The 18,282-nt window shown below is 64.1% G+C and carries 13 protein-coding genes; 6 read left to right on the top strand and 7 right to left on the bottom strand.

Annotated elements, in window-relative coordinates:
- Positions 1 to 100: 100 nt before the first annotated feature.
- From AC3IYG_RS21640 to AC3IYG_RS21620, 5 genes are all read right to left on the bottom strand, one after another.
- Entirely contained in the window at positions 101 to 2,008 is a 1,908-nt protein-coding gene (locus AC3IYG_RS21640; RefSeq protein WP_489311525.1) for a beta-ketoacyl synthase, read from the bottom strand.
- Between the two features lie 358 nt (positions 2,009 to 2,366).
- Positions 2,367 to 2,576: a ribosome modulation factor gene (gene rmf, locus AC3IYG_RS21635; RefSeq protein ID WP_489311524.1), complete on the bottom strand. Its 210-nt coding sequence runs from the start codon at positions 2,574 to 2,576 to the stop codon at positions 2,367 to 2,369.
- Between the two features lie 110 nt (positions 2,577 to 2,686).
- Positions 2,687 to 4,270 carry a glutamate--cysteine ligase gene (gene gshA, locus AC3IYG_RS21630; protein WP_489311523.1) on the bottom strand — a complete coding sequence of 528 codons (1,584 nt, stop codon included), beginning with the start codon at positions 4,268 to 4,270 and terminating at the stop codon, positions 2,687 to 2,689.
- A 189-nt stretch (positions 4,271 to 4,459) separates the two neighbouring features.
- Positions 4,460 to 4,843, bottom strand: coding sequence for a PaaI family thioesterase (locus AC3IYG_RS21625; RefSeq protein WP_489311522.1), 384 nt, complete (start codon positions 4,841 to 4,843; stop codon positions 4,460 to 4,462).
- Between the two features lie 2 nt (positions 4,844 to 4,845).
- Positions 4,846 to 7,158, bottom strand: a complete 2,313-nt coding sequence (locus AC3IYG_RS21620) for a Tex family protein (protein ID WP_489311521.1) — start codon at positions 7,156 to 7,158, stop codon at positions 4,846 to 4,848.
- Between the two features lie 167 nt (positions 7,159 to 7,325).
- Between AC3IYG_RS21620 and ompR the strand changes: the two genes are divergently transcribed.
- From ompR to AC3IYG_RS21605, 3 genes are all read left to right on the top strand, one after another.
- Positions 7,326 to 8,057, top strand: coding sequence for an osmolarity response regulator transcription factor OmpR (ompR, locus tag AC3IYG_RS21615; RefSeq protein ID WP_489311520.1), 732 nt, complete (start codon positions 7,326 to 7,328; stop codon positions 8,055 to 8,057).
- A 105-nt stretch (positions 8,058 to 8,162) separates the two neighbouring features.
- Entirely contained in the window at positions 8,163 to 9,476 is a 1,314-nt protein-coding gene (locus tag AC3IYG_RS21610) for an ATP-binding protein (protein WP_489311519.1), read from the top strand.
- A gap of 167 nt (positions 9,477 to 9,643) precedes the next feature.
- A complete protein-coding gene (locus tag AC3IYG_RS21605) occupies positions 9,644 to 13,405 on the top strand; it encodes a bifunctional diguanylate cyclase/phosphodiesterase (RefSeq protein WP_489311518.1) in 3,762 nt (1,253 codons plus the stop codon).
- Positions 13,406 to 13,427: 22 nt separating this feature from the next.
- Here the strand turns inward: AC3IYG_RS21605 and rimK are convergent, their stop codons facing one another.
- Together rimK and rimB are read right to left on the bottom strand one after the other, a co-directional pair.
- Positions 13,428 to 14,333: a 30S ribosomal protein S6--L-glutamate ligase gene (gene rimK / locus AC3IYG_RS21600; RefSeq protein WP_489311517.1), complete on the bottom strand. Its 906-nt coding sequence runs from the start codon at positions 14,331 to 14,333 to the stop codon at positions 13,428 to 13,430.
- On the bottom strand, positions 14,330 to 14,812 hold the full coding sequence (gene rimB, locus AC3IYG_RS21595; protein ID WP_489311516.1) for a retropepsin-like aspartic endopeptidase RimB: 483 nt from the start codon (positions 14,810 to 14,812) through the stop codon (positions 14,330 to 14,332). The genes rimK and rimB overlap by 4 nt, the downstream gene beginning before the upstream one ends.
- A gap of 131 nt (positions 14,813 to 14,943) precedes the next feature.
- Between rimB and AC3IYG_RS21590 the strand changes: the two genes are divergently transcribed.
- The 3 genes from AC3IYG_RS21590 to AC3IYG_RS21580 all read left to right on the top strand — a co-directional run bounded on the left by AC3IYG_RS21590 (position 14,944) and on the right by AC3IYG_RS21580 (position 18,025).
- Positions 14,944 to 15,339 carry an RNA-binding S4 domain-containing protein gene (locus AC3IYG_RS21590; protein ID WP_489311515.1) on the top strand — a complete coding sequence of 132 codons (396 nt, stop codon included), beginning with the start codon at positions 14,944 to 14,946 and terminating at the stop codon, positions 15,337 to 15,339.
- A 97-nt stretch (positions 15,340 to 15,436) separates the two neighbouring features.
- A complete protein-coding gene (gene hslO, locus AC3IYG_RS21585; RefSeq protein WP_489311514.1) occupies positions 15,437 to 16,324 on the top strand; it encodes an Hsp33 family molecular chaperone HslO in 888 nt (295 codons plus the stop codon).
- Positions 16,325 to 16,480: 156 nt separating this feature from the next.
- Positions 16,481 to 18,025, top strand: a complete 1,545-nt coding sequence (locus AC3IYG_RS21580) for a phosphoenolpyruvate carboxykinase (protein WP_489311513.1) — start codon at positions 16,481 to 16,483, stop codon at positions 18,023 to 18,025.
- The last annotated feature ends 257 nt before the right edge of the window (positions 18,026 to 18,282 follow it).

Raw genomic sequence — 18,282 nt, 5'->3', positions numbered from 1 at the left:
TTCCCACGCTTCGTGTGGGAATGCAGCCCCTGACGCTCCGCGTCGTCCGGCGCGGACGTAGAGCATGGAAACCATCGGTCTCTCTCGTACGCGCACCGTTTCAGTCGAGCATGTCCGCGAAACGCTGGTCCTTCTTGAAGATCAGCGGCTGGGCGAAGCCGGGCACGGTGATCTGCTCGGGCGTGATCTCGATGCCCTTGTCGTCGATCTGATCCTGGCCAAAGTTGTAAATGATGTCGAGTTGCCCCTTCAACGCTAGCTGGTCATAGCCCTGCGCGGCTGCGCGGGTGTGTGCGCGGCGTTCGCAGTAGGCGTTGAACGCGGCCTGGCCATAACGCCTGCGCAGCATGGCGTTGACCACATGTGGCGCGAGTACGACGCCGCTGGCATTGTTGCCGCCAAAGCCTTTGGAGTTGATGAAGCACACATCGAGGCGCTCCTCGCCCACGTGCCGATCTTCGGTGGCGATCTGCAGGTGCTGCTGGTGCACGTCATGGGCCACGGCATCGATGGTCTTGATGCCGGGAATGATGCCGTACTTGAACGAGCCCAGCGCGGAGATCAGCTGGTCGCCACTGGCGGTGGCCAGCGAGTGGCCGACAAAAGCCTTAACCGCGGTGACGGGCCACTGTTCGATGCCGAACGAGGCGGCGATGCGGTCCAGCAATTCCGATTCGGTCACCCGGTTGGCCGGTGTGCTGGAGCCATGGGCGTGAATGAAACTGCGCTGGCGAACCCCGTCCAGCCCGACCAGTTGCACGGCGCTGGCGACCGCCTTGGCGACCGTCAGGTAGTTGCCCGGGCCGGGGGCGGAAATGGATTTCTTGAAACCGTCGGCGTTGATGAACACATCCGGCACGGCGCCATGGATGTCGGCACCGAGCTCGAGCGCCAGGGCATCGTCCATCAGCACCACGAACTGGCTGGACTCGGCCAGGGTGAAGCCGCAGTTCTCGCCGAACGGCCGGCTGGCGCGGCGGAAGTCCACATGCTCGCGGCCTTCGATATGACGCAGGCCGTCTTCGGTCGCCAGGGCGCCCATGGCGCCGTAGCCATCGATGCATTCCTGGTTGATCGGTGCCTCGCTGTTGCCGACGATGGCCACCCGCGCGCGTCCCGAGCCGATCAGATCGACGGCCTTTTGCAGGTTGTAGAGGAAGGTCGCGCAGGCGCCGGTCACGCTGCCGGTGGTGCCGACACTGCCCAGTACGTAGGCGTTGATGAAGTCGGCGGGCATGCTGTTGAGGCCCAGGGCCAGCTGTTTGGCCGTGACCCGGCCGCCTTTGAGGCGCGATTGCATCAGGCCGCCGAAGCCGTTTTCATCCAGTTGGCTCATGATGCTGCCGGCGAATACGGCGATTTCATCCGGTTCGACCCGGTCGACGATGGTTTTCCACGGCAGGCCGACGGAGCGCAGGGCATCGGTCACGCCGACGATGGTCATCTGCAGGCCGCGCGGGTGAAAGCGCGCGTTGTACAGTTCGCCCGGCTCGAACCCGGTCGGCAGTTGCCCGGCGGACTTCACCGGCAAGGCGCGATAGCTGTCGACCTTGAAATCGCAGCTGTCGAGCAGGGTCACGCGCACATCGATGGCGTCGATCGGCTCGACCGACCAATTGGCCGGAATCGGTTCGGGCAGCTGCTTGCGCTGGGTGGTGAAGGTCAGTTGGTTGCCGGCCGAACCGGTGACGCTGATGGTCTTCTGCCAATGGGCGGCATCCACGTCGAGGTGCTGTTTTTCAATGCGCCGTACCAGGGTCGAGGCGAGAATCTGTTCGGCGAACTGCGCCTCGATATCCGCCAGGGTCAGCGGCATGCCTTCGAGCGTGAGGTAGTCGCCATCGACGACCTCTACCAGCTTCATCATCACCGCCAGCCCGGCCAGGGTTTCCTGGCGGGCCTCGACGCCCATGGATTCGATCACGGTGCGCCGGAAGCCATGGTGAAAGGAGCTGCGACCGGCTGAGTTATAACCACCAAAACCAACAATCACGGGTAAGCGAGACATAACTCGGGAAACTCCTTCAAATAGAAATCTATAACAAGCTCAGATGGGGCTGTAGACGCTTGTCGATAGTCGGCCGGACAACCTGAATAGCCACGGCCCGGTTCGGCGGATCGCCGGACCGAATGATCGAGATGACTATGCTGACGAGATCAGTGACTTATGAGTCACTGTCGGCTTGAGCGAGGGGCCGGTCAAGGTTGCCGGTCTGGTGGAAGGCGATGCACTGGCAGGGAGCGCCCGAGCGCGCAGGCCACCGCCCGCGATGGCGGGCTGCTGCGCGCGTACGGCTAAGGTCTGTTCGTGGGGGCGGATTTGTTCGCGCTGGCTTTCGCGGTGGACGACTAGGCGTGCGTGCCCTTCAGGCGGTTTTCTGGACTTGCAGTTGGTACTGTTCGTCACCATCGTCCCAGCCGGCTTCCCAGGCCGCCGCGAGGACCTCCGCGCGATGCGGTTGCTGGCTGGGCGGGTGGCCGGTGAGGCCGGCCATGTAGCCTTGTTGGTAGGCCTTGTTCAGGCTTTCCAGGCTCCAGTGTCGATCTTCGTCGGGGAGGGCCTCGGGGGGCGCCATGGGCAAACTCACATTAAGCAAACTGTGCTTATGCTAGCCCCCTTGGCCGGCGGCGACTGAGCCGCCGATCCCGGCTTTTGCCCCGCTGGCGGCTTTTGTGACGCAGTCGACTAAATCGCGAGGGCGAGGATGCTCGCCTGGTAGGCGGCGACGAAGGTGTCGAAATCACCCTCCTGGCTGCGCTCCAGCTCCGCTTGATCGGCCTGCGACTGACGAACCGAGTCCTCGAACGCGTTTTGCTCGGCAGTGCTCAGCGGTTGGCTGCGGAAGTACTCGGCATGCGCCTGGCTCTGACGCAGGGCGAATGCGCTGAAGGTCTCGCCGTGCTCTTGCAGGCTGGCCAACACCTGTGCCGAAGGCGTCAGTGCCGGGTCGTCGACCTTGGCTCGCTGTGCGGCCAGCGCCTGGCTGTGGCTGTCAGTGCCGTGGCTGTGGTCGAGCAGGGTAGCGAGCTGCTGGATGCTGTCGAGCAGCTCATGGGCCCAGGCTTGCAGTTCCACCGGTTGGCCATGGCGTTGCAGGTGCAGGCCCGGGCGGCGGCCTTCTTTCACTACTTTGAGGAAGTTGTCGGTGCAGCCGTGGCATTCCGCGCTCGCCAGCTCCGGGCTGTCCTGCAGGGTGCAGAACAGCAGGAAGGCATCGAGGAAGCGCGCTTCCGTGAGGTCGATACCCAGTGGCAGGAACGGGTTGATGTCCAGGCAGCGCACTTCGACGTACTGCACGCCACGCGCCATCAGCGCCTGGATCGGTCGCTCGCCGCTGTAGGTCACGCGTTTCGGGCGGATGTTCGAGTAGTACTCGTTTTCGATCTGCAGGATGTTGGTGTTGAGCTGCAGCCACTCGCCATTTTGCTGCGTGCCGATTTCCGCATAGGCCGGGTAAGGCGTGGAAACCGCCTGGCGCAGGCTGTCGGTGTAGCTGGCCAGGTCGTTGTAGCAGGGCGTCAGGCCGGCCTGGGCGCTGCTTTGGTAGCCCAGGTCGCTCATCCGCAGGCTGGTGGCATAGGGCAGGTACAGGGTCTGCTCATCGAGCTGCTTGAGCTGGTGCGAGCGGCCCCGCAGGAAGCCGGCGTCCAGCGCCGGCGAGGCGCCGAACAGGTACATCAGCAGCCAGCTGTAGCGCCGGAAGTTGCGGATCAGGGCGATATAGCGCGCCGACTGGTAATCGCGCGGGCTCTGGGTATTGCCTTCGAGCTGCTGCAGCAGCGGCCAGAGCGCTTCCGGCAGGGAGAAGTTGTAGTGAATGCCGGCGATGCATTGCATGGTTTTGCCGTAACGCAGGGCCAGCCCCTTGCGGTAGACATATTTCAGCTGGCCGATGTGCGAGCTGCCGTAACGGGCGATCGGAATCTGCGCCTCTTCCGGCAGCGGGCAGGGCATCGACGGGCTCCACAGGTACTCGCCGTCGAGCTTGCTGTAGGCAAAGCGATGGATCTGCTCGAGCTCCGCCAGCGTCATCGCCGGGTCCGGTTCGGCCGGGGTGATGAACTCCAGCAGCGATTCGGAGTAGTCGGTGGTGATCTGCGGATGCGTCAGTGCCGAGCCCAGTGCCTCCGGGTGCGGCGTCAGCGCAAGCAGGCCGTTGGCATCGACGCGCAGGCATTCGCGTTCGATCCCATGCAGGCATTGGCTGAGTAGGGCGAGGTTGGCGCGCTCGCCGAGCAGAGCCAGGCGGCGGGAGAGAAGATCGCTCAAGATAGTAGGCTCTGTTGACGTCGGTCGCCCCAATATGGGGGTGGACTGAGCGGTCTACAAGGGGCAAGAAAGTAACCGGCGTTGTCGCCTGGTTGCACGTTAGTGGCCTGTCGCAGGGTGCTCGACAGGACCTCAGGGCGCGCATCGCGCACCCCGGGGCTGAAATTAGCGCAGAAAACTACCCGTGAGTTATACGCAAGCGAAGGTGCCTTGTGCCTTGGCGACCAGTTTGTCGCCCTGTTGCACCTCGGCTTCCACCACCAGGGTACGGCGCCCGGCGTGCAAGACCTTGGCGCGGCACAGTACCTCACCGTCGGCCACCGCGCGGATGTAGTTGATCTTGCACTCCAGGGTTACGCTGGTCTGCTCGAAGCCGTGCCGGCTGGAGCAGGCCAGGCCCATGGCGATGTCCACCAGGGTGAACAGCGCGCCGCCGTGCATCATGCCGCCACGGTTACACAGCTCGCTGCGCATCGGCAGGCGCACGTCGGCCTCGCCGTTCTCCAGGCGGATCAGCTCGGTGCCGAGCAACGTGCTGAAGTCGCTGCTCTTGAAGCCCTCGGGCAACTCCACGTCTAGCGCTTCTTGATCTGCTTGGCGTTGGCGAACAGCGCGGCCATGGCCGCATTGCTGGCCGGCTGTGGCTCGCTGCGTGGCGCGCTCTGCTGGCGCGGCTGGCTACCGGAGCGGCTGCCGCGCTGGCCTTCGATCTTCTCGCCGGGGGTATCGCCCATGCGCATCGACAGGGCGATACGGTTGCGCGGGATGTCCACCTCCATGACCTTGACCTTGACCACGTCGCCGGCCTTGACCGCTTCGCGCGGGTCCTTGATGAATTTTTCCGAGAGCGCCGAGATATGCACCAGACCGTCCTGGTGCACGCCGATATCGACGAACGCGCCGAAGTTGGTGACGTTGGTCACCACGCCTTCGAGCACCATGCCCAGTTGCAGGTCCTTGAGGGTTTCGACGCCGTCCTGGAACTCGGCGGTCTTGAACTCCGGGCGCGGGTCGCGGCCGGGTTTTTCCAGCTCCTGGAGGATGTCGGTGACGGTGACCAGGCCGAAAGCTTGGTCGGTGAACTTTTTCGGGTCGAGGCGTTTGAGGAAGCTCGAATCGCCCACCAGGGAGCGCACATCACGGCCGGTGTCGGCGGCGATGCGTTGTACCAGCGGGTAGGTTTCCGGGTGTACGGCGGAGGCGTCCAGCGGGTTGTCGCCGTTCATCACGCGCAAAAAGCCCGCGGCCTGTTCGTAGGTCTTCTCGCCGAGGCGGCTGACTTTTTTCAGCGCATCGCGGGTCTTGAAGGCGCCGTTGGCGTCGCGGTGGGCGACGATGTTCTGCGCCAGGGTCGCATTGAGACCGGAGATGCGCGCCAGCAGCGCCACCGAGGCGGTGTTGACGTCGACGCCGACGGCGTTCACGCAGTCTTCCACCACCGCATCCAGGCTACGCGCCAGTTTCAGCTGGGAGACGTCGTGCTGGTACTGGCCGACGCCGATGGATTTCGGATCGATTTTCACCAGCTCGGCCAGCGGATCTTGCAGGCGCCGGGCGATCGACACCGCGCCACGGATCGACACGTCGAGGTCGGGGAATTCCTTGGCGGCCAGTTCCGAAGCCGAGTACACCGAAGCGCCGGCTTCGCTGACCATGATCTTGGTCATCTTCAGTTCAGGCAGTTTCTTGATCAGCTCGGCGGCCAGCTTGTCGCTTTCGCGGCTGGCGGTGCCGTTGCCAATGGAGATCAGGTCGACCTTGTGCTTGATGCACAGCGCGCCGAGCACGGCCAGGGTCTGGTCCCACTGGTTCTTCGGCACATGCGGGTAAACGGTGGCGTATTCCAGCAGCTTGCCGGTGGCGTCCACCACCGCGACCTTGCAGCCGGTGCGCAGGCCCGGGTCAAGGCCCAGGGTCGCGCGCGGGCCGGCCGGTGCGGCCAGCAGCAGGTCGTGCAGGTTGTGGGCGAAGACGCTGATCGCTTCGTTTTCCGCGCTTTCGCGCAGCTCGCTGAACAGGTCGGTTTCCAGGTGGGTGTAGAGCTTGACCTTCCAGGTCCAGCGCACCACCTCGGCCAGCCATTTGTCGGCGGCCCTGCCTTGCTCCTTGAGGCCAAAGCGCTCGGCGATCATCAGTTCGCAGGGGTGCAGGGTGCCCGGTGCGTCGTCACCGGCTTTCAGCGCGGCGCTGAGGATACCTTCGTTGCGGCCGCGAAAAATCGCCAGGGCGCGGTGCGAGGGCACGCTTTTCAGCGGTTCGTCGTGTTCGAAATAGTCGCGGAACTTGGCGCCTTCCTCTTCCTTGCCGGCAACCACGCGAGCACTGAGGGTGGCGTCGTGCTTGAGGTAGCTGCGCAGTCTGTCGAGCAGGCTGGCGTCTTCGGCGAAGCGCTCCATGAGGATGTATTTGGCGCCTTCCAGCGCGGCTTTTACATCGGCGACGCCTTTTTCCGCGTCGACGAAGCGTGCGGCTTCGGCTTCCGGGCTCAGGGTCGGGTCGTTGAACAGCCCGTCGGCCAGTTCGCCGAGGCCGGCTTCCAGGGCGATCTGGCCCTTGGTGCGGCGTTTCTGTTTGTACGGCAGGTACAGGTCTTCGAGGCGGGTCTTGGTTTCGGCGAGGTTGATTTCGCGGCTCAACTCGGGGGTCAGCTTGCCTTGCTCTTCGATGCTGGCGAGGATGCTGGCGCGGCGCTCGTCGAGTTCGCGCAGGTAGCGCAGGCGCTCTTCGAGGTTGCGCAACTGGGTATCGTCGAGGCTGCCGGTAACCTCTTTGCGATAACGTGCGATAAATGGCACGGTGGAACCTTCATCGAGCAGGGCCACGGCGGCTGCGACCTGTTGCGGGCGAACACCGAGTTCCTCGGCGATACGGTTGTTGATGCTGTCCATGAAAACCACCTGACAGAGAAATGAAGGCAAGCCGCGCCTGCCGCAAAAAGGTCGACATTATACCCAGCCCTCTGCGCGAGCGGACCGGGAAAGATCTGCTAACGAATGCAGCGCACGCGGCGCACGGCGTCTGCGCCATAATGCGTACCGAGCTGAAAGGAGCCTGTATGAGCAGCACTGCCCCCGTTGAAGGCGAAAAAATTCTCATCGTCGATGACGATCCCGGTCTACGGCGCTTGCTGGAGCGGTTTCTCGACGAGCAAGGCTACCGTGTGCGCACAGTGGAAAACGTCGAGCAGATGGACCGTCTGTTGGCCCGCGAGCTGTTCCAGCTGGTGGTGCTGGACCTGATGCTGCCGGGCGAAGACGGGCTGTCCGCCTGCAAGCGCCTGCGTGAGTCGAACAATCAGGTGCCGATCATCATGCTCACCGCCAAGGGCGACGAAGGCAGCCGGATTCTGGGGCTGGAGCAGGGCGCCGACGATTACCTGGCCAAACCCTTCAACCCGCGCGAGCTGCTGGCACGGATCAAGGCGGTGTTGCGCCGGCAGACCGTGCCGGTGCCAGGCGCGCCGGGCAGCGAGGACGAAACGGTCAGTTTTGGCGACTATGTGTTGTACCTCGCGACCCGTGAACTCAAGCGTGGCGACGAGCTGCACATGCTCACCACCGGGGAGTTCGCCGTGCTCAAGGCGTTGGTGGAGCACGCCCGCGAGCCGCTGACCCGCGACAAGCTGATGAACCTGGCGCGCGGCCGCGAGTGGGATGCGCTGGAGCGTTCCATCGACGTGCAGATCTCGCGCCTGCGCCGGCTGATCGAGCCGGACCCGTCGAAGCCGCGTTATATCCAGACGGTCTGGGGCGTGGGCTACGTTTTCGTGCCGGACGGCAACAAGTGAACCCGCGGGCATGACCGGCCGTAGCGGCCGACCATGCTCGGGATCTGTACACCGCAACCAGCTTTCGCGGGCATGGCCCGCTCCGGCAACTCCGTGTAAGCGCCTATGAAAACCCCGTTGTGGTTCCCGCAAAGCTTTTTCGCCCGCACGCTCTGGCTGGTGCTGGTGGTGGTGCTGTTCTCCAAGGCGCTGACCCTGGTTTATCTGATGATGAACGAGGACGTGCTGGTCGACCGCCAATACAGCCATGGCGCGGCGCTGACCCTGCGCGCCTACTGGGCCACCGACGTCGACTCGCGCCCGCTGGTGGCCAAGGCCGCCGGCCTGCGCTGGACACCGGACGCAGCGGCGCCGCCGGGCGAGCAGCACTGGCCCTACACCGGGATTTTCCAACGCCAGATGCGCATGGAGCTGGGGCCGGATACCGAAGTGCGGCTGCGCGTGCATCAACCATCCGCGCTCTGGGTGCGGGCGCCGAGCATCGGCGACGGCTGGGTCGAGGTGCCGCTATACCCGCACCCGTTGCGTGGGCAGAAGATCTGGGGCGTGCTCGGCTGGTTCCTGGCCATTGGCCTGTTGTCGACGGCGGCGGCCTGGATTTTCGTGCGTCAGCTCAATCAGCCGCTCAAGCAGTTGGTGTCGGCAGCCCGCCAACTCGGCCAGGGGCGCAGCGTGCGCTTGCCGATCAGCGACACGCCGAGCGAGATGACCGAGGTCTATCGGGCCTTCAACCAGATGGCCGAGGGTGTCGAGCAGGCCGCCCGCGAGCGTGAGTTGATGCTCGCCGGGGTTTCCCATGACTTGCGTACGCCGCTGACCCGCCTGCGCTTGTCGCTGGAACTGCTGAACAGCGATGCCGAACTGATCGACGACATGGTGCGCGACATCGAGAACATGGATGCGATCCTCGATCAGTTCCTCGCCTTTATCCGCGACGGCCGCGATGAGCGGGTGGAAGAGGTGGCGCTCGCCGACCTGGTGCATGAGGTCGTCGCGCCGTTCAATCATGACCAGGAACGGGTGCGCCTGTGCCTGGAAGCAGTGCCGCCGTTCCCGCTGCGGCGGGTGTCGATCAAGCGCCTACTGAACAACCTGATCGAAAACGCCTTGCATCATGGCGGCAACTCCGTGGAAGTCGCCGCCTATGTGTCTGGCGATCAGAGCGCGCCTTATGTGGTGCTCAGTGTGCTCGACCGTGGCCACGGGATTGAGCCGACGGAGCTGGCCGACATCTTCAACCCCTTCATCCGCGGCGACCGTGCGCGCGGCGGCAAGGGCACCGGCTTGGGCCTGGCGATCGTCAAGCGCATCGCCGCCCAGCACGGCGGTAGTGTCGAGTTGCGCAACCGTTCGGGTGGCGGGCTGGAGGCGCGGGTGTGCTTGCCGCTGGGGTTGTTGTTACCGCGCGACGCGGCGTGATGGTCCGGAAAGCGCGGCCAAGGTGCGCCAGACTTGCGGGCGCGGCACTTCTGACACGCCGGTGAACGCGCAAGCGCGGGCTCTGGGTTGCCGACTGCGCTTGAATCTTGGTTACGGTCGTCGCTGTGCTGATCTATGCTAGATCAGCGTATTGGCACGAGGTCAGCATGCTCGCCGTATTAGAACGCCTGCCCAAATGGACTTGGTGGCTGCCGCTGCCGCTGCTCCATCTTGCTACTTGGTTGTCGCTTGCCACCCAGTTCAATGACGGGATGGCGATCTGGTATCTGCCGTTCGCTCTGGGGCTTGTGTTCACGTTCTGGTGGGGGCCGCGGGTACTGCCGGCCATCTACCTGAATGCCTGCCTGAGCGCGCCGCTGTGGGGGCTGGATTGGCGCTGGGGGCCGCTCTACGCGCTGCCGGAAACCCTTTGCATCGGCCTGGCGTGGCTGTTGCTGCGGCGCCGTGATTTTGATTTCACCCTGCCGGATACCAGCCATCTGTTGCGCTTCATGCTGCTTGGCGTTCTGGTGCCGGCGACTCTCCTGGCCATCACCCTGCAAGGTGTTTTGCTACTTACCGGCCATGCGACGGCCGCTAATTGGGCGGCCGCCAGCCTGGATATGTGGTTGAAAGACTGTTTGAGCACGCTGGTGATCGCCACGCCGATGCTGAGCTATGCCACCCAGTTGCTGCGCCGGCGCGGCTGGCTGCCGCCGTTGTCCGGCAGCGGTGCGCAAGCATCCGCCGAAGCGCTGCCCTGTTTACCGCCCTGGCCGCTGTTGATCGTGCTGCTGGTGGGTTTGCCGTGGTTGCTGGTGGCCTTGCCGTCGGCCTTTACCCTGCCGTTGCTGGGCCTGGCCATGCTCAGTCTGGCGATGCTCTGGGGCTTTCCGGGTGCGCTCTGCGGCGCGGCGCTGAGCAGCTTGATGGTTCTTACGTTGCCGCTGGTGGCCGGTTATGTCCGGGTGGCTGGCTCGTCTGACCCGCAAGTCAGTGAGTTGCACCTCAGTGCGTTGCTGTTGATGTTTGCCACCTTGCTGGTTGGCCGCAGCCTCAGCGACTTGCGCCTGGCACTCGGTCGCAGCGCGCAGATGCAGCAGCAACTGGCGCTGACCAACCTGGCGCTGCAGGCCAGCCCGCTCGGCATCAGCATCGCCGATGCGCGGCAGGCGGATATGCCGCTGATCTACTGCAATCCGATGTTCGAGCGCATCACCGGCTATGGCCGCGACGAGATTCTCGGGCGTAATTGCCGTTTTCTGCAGCAGGATGACCATAACCAGGTCGAGTTGCAGCGCATGCGTGTGGCGTTGCAGCACGGCGAGCCGTGCCAGATGGTGTTGCGCAATTACCGCAAGAATGGCAGCCAGTTCTGGAACGAAGTCACCCTGGCGCCGATGCGCGACGATCAAGGCATCAGCCATTACGTCGCGCTGCAAAACGATGTGACGGCCCGCGAGCGGCTGAGTCAGGAACTGGCGAGGCGCCGCGAGGAGTTGCTGCGTCAGACGCATTTACTCTCGCAAACCGAGGCCATCGCCGATATCGGTGGCTGGGTGTTGGAAGTGCCAAGCCTGACCATGTTCTGGAGCGAGGGTTGTTTTCGCCTCTATGAGCTCGACCCGTCGGGGTCGACGCCGACGTTCGGGCAGGCCATCGGCTATTTCGATGAAGAGGGCATGGCCCTGACGCAGCGGACCTTGGCCGAGGTGCTGCAGTCCGCCGAGCCGTTCGACTTCGAGGTGCGCTTGCTCACCGCGCGAGGCAACAGCCGCTGGCTGCGGATCAAGGGCCTGGCCGAGCGCGATGGCGGGCAGGTCATTCGCATCTATGGCGCGCTGCAGGATCTCACCGCCCGCAAGCGTGCCGAGCAGCAGTTGCGCGAGCGCGGTGAGTGGTTGCGGCTGTTCTTTGAAGCGCCGCTGATCGGCATGGCCATGATCAGCCCGCAACGCATGTGGCTGGAAGTCAACGCCAAGCTCTGCGAGGTGCTCGGTCGCAGTCGCGAGGCGCTGCGAGCCGGTTCCTGGATGGCCATTACCCACCCGGACGATGTGGCGTTGGAGGCGTCGCTGTTCGAATCGGTGGCGGCCGGGGCGCGCGATGAGTACGAACTGGATAAGCGTTTTCTGCGTGAAGACGGCAGCGTGATCTACACCCGCCTGAGCCTGCGCGCGGTGCGTGATCCGCAGGGGCGATTGGAGGCCTGCCTGGCGCTGATCGAGGACATTACGGCGCGCCATGAGGCGGAGGCGCGTTATCGCACACTGGTCGAGCACGCGCCGGAAGCCATCGTGTTGTTCACCGCCAATGGCGGCATGCTCGATGCCAATGAAAATGCCGCGCGGCTGTTCAAGCTCAGTCGAGCCGAGTTGATCGGCAAAACACCGGTCGAGCTCAGCCCGCTGCGGCAGGCCGATGGCCGCACTTCGGCGCAGGCGGGGAATACCTACACGGTGGCGGCGCTGGACGGAGCCGCTCCAGTCTTCGAATGGCTGCACCGCGACAGTGCAGGGCGCCAGTTGCCTTGCGAAGTGCGGCTGGTTCGCTTGCCGGGCGAGCAGCAGTTGATTCGCGCCAGCATCACCGATATTTCCGAGCGCCAGCGCTACCAGCGCGAGATCGAGCGGCTGGCCTACAGCGACGAACTGACGGGGTTGCCCAATCGCCGGCTGCTGCTCGACCGGCTGCAGCACGCGATGACCCGCGAGGTGCGCGAAGGCCGTTTCGGCGCGCTGTTGTTCATCGACTTGGATCACTTCAAAACCGTTAACGACAGCCTGGGTCATCCGGTTGGCGATGCCCTGCTGTGCCAGGTCACGACGCGCCTGGCCGGTTGCCTGCGGGCGGAAGATACCCTGGCCAGACTCGGCGGCGATGAGTTCGTGGTGCTCCTCGAAGCCCTCGACGATAGCCCGGAAGCCGCTGGCGAGCATGCCGCGGAGGTCGGCGAGAAGCTGCTGCAAAGCTTGCAGGGCTGTTACCGGATCGACGGCCACGAGCTGTCGGTCAGCGCCAGTATCGGTATCGCCTTGCACCCCTTCGGTTCACAGGGCGCCGCAGACGTGCTCAAGCAGGCGGATACGGCGATGTACCGGGCCAAGCAGGGCGGCCGCAATGCCCTGCATTTTTTTGCCCCCGCCATGCAGGCGGCGATCGACCAGCGCCTGCAATTGCAAAGCGAATTGCGCCAGGCCATTGCCCGCGGCCAGTTGCACCTGGTGTTTCAGCCACAGTTGGCGCTGGTCAACGGTCGGGTGGCCGGCGCTGAGGTATTGCTGCGTTGGACGCACCCGGAGCGTGGCGAGATCCCGCCCGCGCAGTTCATTCCGCTGGCGGAAGAAACCGGCCTGATTCAGGAAGTCGGCGCCTGGGTGCTGGAGCAGTCCTGTGCGACGTTGGCGCGCTGGCATCAGCGTTTCCCCGGGTTGGTGCTGGCGGTCAATCTCAGCCCTCACGAGCTGCGTCAGCCCGGCTTGGTGCAACGGGTCAGCGACTGTCTGCAACGTCATGGGCTGCCGGCCAGCGTGCTGGAGCTGGAGATCACCGAGGGGGTGTTGCTGGAGGAGGTCGATCAATGCATCGCCGCCATGCAGGCCTTGAAGCAGTTGGGGGTGCGTTTCGCGATCGACGATTTCGGTACCGGTTACTCCTCGTTGACCTACCTCAAGCAGTTGCCGCTGGATCGGTTGAAGATCGACCGCAGCTTTATCAACGATCTGCAAGGCGATGCCAGTGGCCTGATGCTGGTCGAAACCATCCTGGTGATTGCCCGCAACCTTGGCTTGGAATGTATCGCCGAAGGAATCGAAACCCAAGCGCAGCTCGACATACTGCGCGCCCATGGCTGTTCCTTGGGCCAGGGTTACTACTTCAGCCCGCCGCTCGGCGAAGCGGCGTTTCTCGCCTGGTTGACGGAGCGCTGAGGCGTTCCGCGCTTCCCGGGGTTTAGCCCTTGCCCTTGGTCCGGGTCAGGTGCGGGCCGCTGTTCTTCTCCAGGTACTGGATGATGATGCTGGCCACGTCCTTGCAGGTGGTCACCTCGATGCCTTCGAGCCCCGGTGAGGAGTTCACCTCCATCACCAGCGGGCCGTGATTGGAGCGCAGGATGTCGACGCCGGCCACGCTCAGCCCCATGACCTTGGCCGCGCGGATGGCGGTCATGCGTTCTTCCGGGGTGATCTTGATCAGGCTGGCGGTACCGCCACGGTGCAGGTTGGAGCGGAATTCGCCGGCCTTGGCCTGACGTTTCATGGCGGCGATCACCTTGTCGCCGACTACGAAGCAACGGATATCCGCGCCGCCGGCTTCCTTGATGTACTCCTGCACCATGATGTTCTGTTTCAGGCCCATGAACGCCTCGATCACCGACTCGGCCGCCGTCGCGGTTTCGCACAGCACCACGCCGATGCCCTGGGTGCCTTCCAGTACCTTGATCACCAGGGGGGCGCCGTTGACCATCTGGATCAGGTCGGCGATATCGTCCGGCGAGTGGGCGAAGCCGGTCACCGGCAGGCCGATGCCGCGCCGCGACAGCAGTTGCAGCGAGCGCAGTTTGTCCCGCGAGCGGGCGATGGCCACGGACTCGTTGAGCGGGAACACCCCCATCATTTCGAACTGGCGCAGCACCGCACAACCATAGAACGTCACCGAGGCGCCGATCCGCGGGATCACCGCATCGAAGCCTTCCAGCGGTTTGCCCCGGTAGTGGATCTGCGGCTTGTGGCTGGCGATGTTCATATAGGCGCGCAGGGTGTCGATCACCACCATTTCATGGCCGCGCTGCTCGCCCGCTTCGACCAGGCGACGGGTGGAATACAGACGCGGGTTACGCGACAGCACAGCGATCTTCATGCAGCACCTGTGACGGAAGAGGAAAAGGCCGGGAACGCCGGCTTGTCTTGGATATAGGAAAGCGCCGGGTTGACCACCAGTTGGCCGTCGATCAAGGCGTTGGAACCAAGCAGCAAGCGGTAACGCATGGCTTTGCGGCAGGCCAGGGTGAATTCCACCGACCAGACCCGGTCGCCCAGTGCCAGGCTGGTGCGGATCACGTAGCGGCTCTGGGTCTGGCCGTTGGAACTTTTGATGGTTTTCACCGCCACCAGGGGCGCTTCGCAACGGCGGTGGCGCAGTTGCACCAGGGTGCCGAGGTGGGCGGTGAAGCGAACCCAGCTTTCGCCATCGCGCTCGAATGGCACGATCTCGGTGGCATGCAGGCTCGACGTGCTGGCGCCGGTGTCGATTTTCGCCCGCAAGCCCGCGACGCCGAGATCCGGCAGGGCGATCCATTCCCGCAGGCCAATTACGCTGAGTTGGTCAAAAGTCTTCAAATAGGGTTTTCCGCTGGGCTTGTCGCCATTCTAGTCGGGCTGTATGACAACCGCATCCGCCGATGATTCGTTACAGTGAGCCACTGGCGCGCCGGCCGAGCACGCCGCTCAAGGGAACCCATAGAACATTGATGAACGAAAAAGACGACGACAAGGTTCGCCTGGACAAGTGGCTCTGGGCTGCGCGCTTCTACAAGACCCGGGCCTTGGCCAAGGCGGCCATCGAGGGTGGCAAGGTGCATTGCCGTGGCGAGCGCTGCAAGCCGAGCAAAGAGCCGCACATCGGTGACGAGCTACTGATTCGCAGCGGTTTCGACGAGCGCACGGTGGTTGTGCAGGCGCTGTCGGCGGTGCGCCGTGGCGCGCCCGAGGCGCAGGCGCTGTATGCGGAAACGGCCGACAGCATCATTCGCCGCGAACAGGCGGCCCTGCAGCGCAAGGCCGGCGCCCTGGGCGTGGAAACCGATGGTCGGCCGAGCAAAAAGCAACGCCGCCAGCTCTTCCAGTTCCGCGACAATCGCGAGTGATAGAGCCGGCTGGCCAGGCCGATAGATAAGAGGCGCTTGGTCGGCCGTGGGTTTGCGCCTAAAATCGCCAGCCCTGGCCGAACTCTGCGAATCTGGCATGCCTGACTTTTCCCAACGATTTCTCTTTGACGACAGCGACGTGCGCGGTGAGCTGGTCGCCCTTGGCGAAAGCTACGCCCATGTGCTGGCCAAACACCCCTACCCGGAGCCGGTCGCGCAGTTGCTCGGTGAGCTGCTGGCGGCGGCGGCGCTGCTGGTCGGCACCTTGAAGTTCGATGGCTTGCTGATCCTGCAGGCGCGTTCTTCCGGCGCGGTGCCGTTACTGATGGTGGAGTGCTCCAGCGAGCGCGAACTGCGCGGCATCGCCCGCTACCACGCCGAACAGGTGGCGGCCGACGCCGGTTTGCGCGAACTGATGCCAGAAGGCATGCTGACCCTGACCGTCGACCCCCGCAACGGGCAGCGTTACCAGGGCATCGTCGGGCTCGATGGAATCAATCTGTCCGCGTGCTTGTCCGACTACTTTGCGACTTCGGAGCAGTTGCCGACGCGCTTCTGGCTGAATGCCGATGGTCGGCGCGCCCGTGGCCTGTTGTTGCAGCAGTTGCCGGCCGAACAGATCAAGGACCCGGAGGCACGGGCCGCCAGTTGGCAGCATGTGACGGTGCTGGCCGACACCCTGAGCGCGGAAGAGCAGCTCGGGCTGGACAACGAAACCTTGCTGCATCGCCTGTATCACGAAGAACCGCTACGCTTGTTCGACCCGCAGGCGCTGCAGTTTCGTTGCAGTTGCTCGCGCGATCGCTCGGCCAATGCCCTGGTCAGTCTCGGCCGGCAGGATGCCGAGCAACTGCTGAACGAGCACGCGGGCGCCGTGGTGATCGACTGCCAGTTCTGCAATCAGCGCTATTCGTTCGATGCTGCCGACGTTGCGCAGTTGTTCGCCGGTGGTGGCGTGCAGACGCCATCCGATACCCGGCACTGAGGGTGGGTGGGCGCTGACCGCCCAGTGATCTGATCAGAGGCTGCACCCGGCTTGTGCTTTTCTGGCATAATCCGGCGCACTTTTTTCGATGTAGTAGTGCTTTCGCTTTTACTACAAAACGTTTGGAGGCTCGGCCCTAGGCCGACGGGGACCCACATGACGCAAGCCAATACCGCCGTGTACACCGACATCAGCGCCGCACAATTGGTCGAAGAGGCCATACGTCGTGGCGAAGGCGAACTTGCCGCCAACGGCTCGCTGGTGGTTCGCACCGGTCACCGTACCGGCCGCTCGCCAGTCGACCGTTTCATCGTCGACGAGCCGGGCACCTCGGCCGCCATCGCCTGGGGCCCGATCAACCGCAAGTTCCCGGCCGACAAGTTCGATGCCCTGTGGAACCGCGTTGAAGCCTTCAGCGCCGAGCACGATCGCTTCGTTTCCCACGTTCATGTAGGCGCCGATCCGGCTCACTACCTGCCGGTCAAGATGACCACTGGCACCGCCTGGCACAACCTGTTCGGCCGCTGCCTGTTCATCGAGCCCGAGCAGTACAACCCGAGCGCCAAGCAGGAATGGCAAGTGCTGAACATGCCGGAGTTCGTCTGCGAGCCCGAGCGTGACGGCACCAACTCCGACGGTTGCGTGATCCTCAACTTCGCCGCCAAGAAAGTGCTGATCGCCGGCATGCGCTACGCCGGTGAAATGAAGAAAGCCATGTTCTCGGTGCAGAACTTCCTGCTGCCGGCCGTCGATGTGTTGCCGATGCACTGCGCCGCCAACATCGGCGAAGAAGGCGACGTGACCCTGTTCTTCGGCCTGTCCGGCACCGGTAAAACCACCCTGTCGGCCGACGAAAGCCGTTACCTGATCGGCGACGACGAGCACGGCTGGGGCGTTGGCAGCGTGTTCAACATCGAAGGCGGCTGCTACGCCAAGTGCATCGACCTGTCGCAGAAAAACGAGCCGGTGATCTGGAAAGCCATCCAGTTCGGTGCCGTGCTGGAAAACGTCGTGCTCGATCCGCTCACCCGCCTGCCTGACTACGCCGACGACAGCCTGACCCAGAACAGCCGTGCCGCCTACCCGATCGAACTGGTCGACAAGCGCTCCGAGAAAAACCTCGGCGGCGAGCCGAACGCGGTGATCTTCCTGACTTGCGACCTGACTGGCGTGCTGCCACCGGTGTCGATCCTCAACGAAGAGCAAGCGGCCTACCACTTCCTCTCCGGTTACACCGCGCTGGTCGGTTCCACTGAAATGGGTTCGGGCGGCGGCATCAAGTCGACCTTCTCCACCTGCTTCGGCGCGCCGTTCTTCCCGCGTCCGGCTGGCGAATACGCGGAACTGCTGATCAAGCGCATCCGTGGCTTCGGCTCCAAGGTCTACCTGGTCAACACCGGCTGGACCGGCGGTGGCTATGGCGTCGGCAAGCGTTTCAACATCCCGACCACCCGTGGCGTGATTGCCGCGATCCAGAGCGGCGCGTTGATCGGTACTGAAACCGAGCACCTGCCGATCATCAACCTGAACGTGCCGAAGTCGGTACCGGGCGTCGATACCAGCCTGCTCAACCCGCGCACCACCTGGGCTGACCAGAACGCCTACGACGAGTCGGCGAAAGCCCTGGCGCAGCAGTTCATCGAGAACTTCAAGAAGTTCGACGTGTCCGACGCCATCAAGAACGCCGGCCCGCAGCTCTAAGCCGCACCGCGTTGTTCAAAAAAGCCGCCTCCGGGCGGCTTTTTCATGCCTGCCGGAATCTGATCGCTGCAGACCTTCGCGGGCATGGCCCGCTCCTACAAAAAAGCGCTGAGTCAGGGATCGCGGGCAGCCTTGGCTGCGAAGGTAACGTCGTGGGCGCGGCTTCAACCGCGAAACCGCACCGCTGTGGGTCAGGCTCGCGCCGCTGTCCGGGCACGGTGCGCTGCTTGGGGCAGTCCAGTCCAACCGTGTCGGGT

The sequence above is a fragment of the Pseudomonas sp. KH_027 genome, assembly GCF_057838565.1.
The sequence above is the reverse complement of the archived record's forward strand: the minus strand, read 5'-3'. Positions and strand labels throughout refer to the sequence as shown.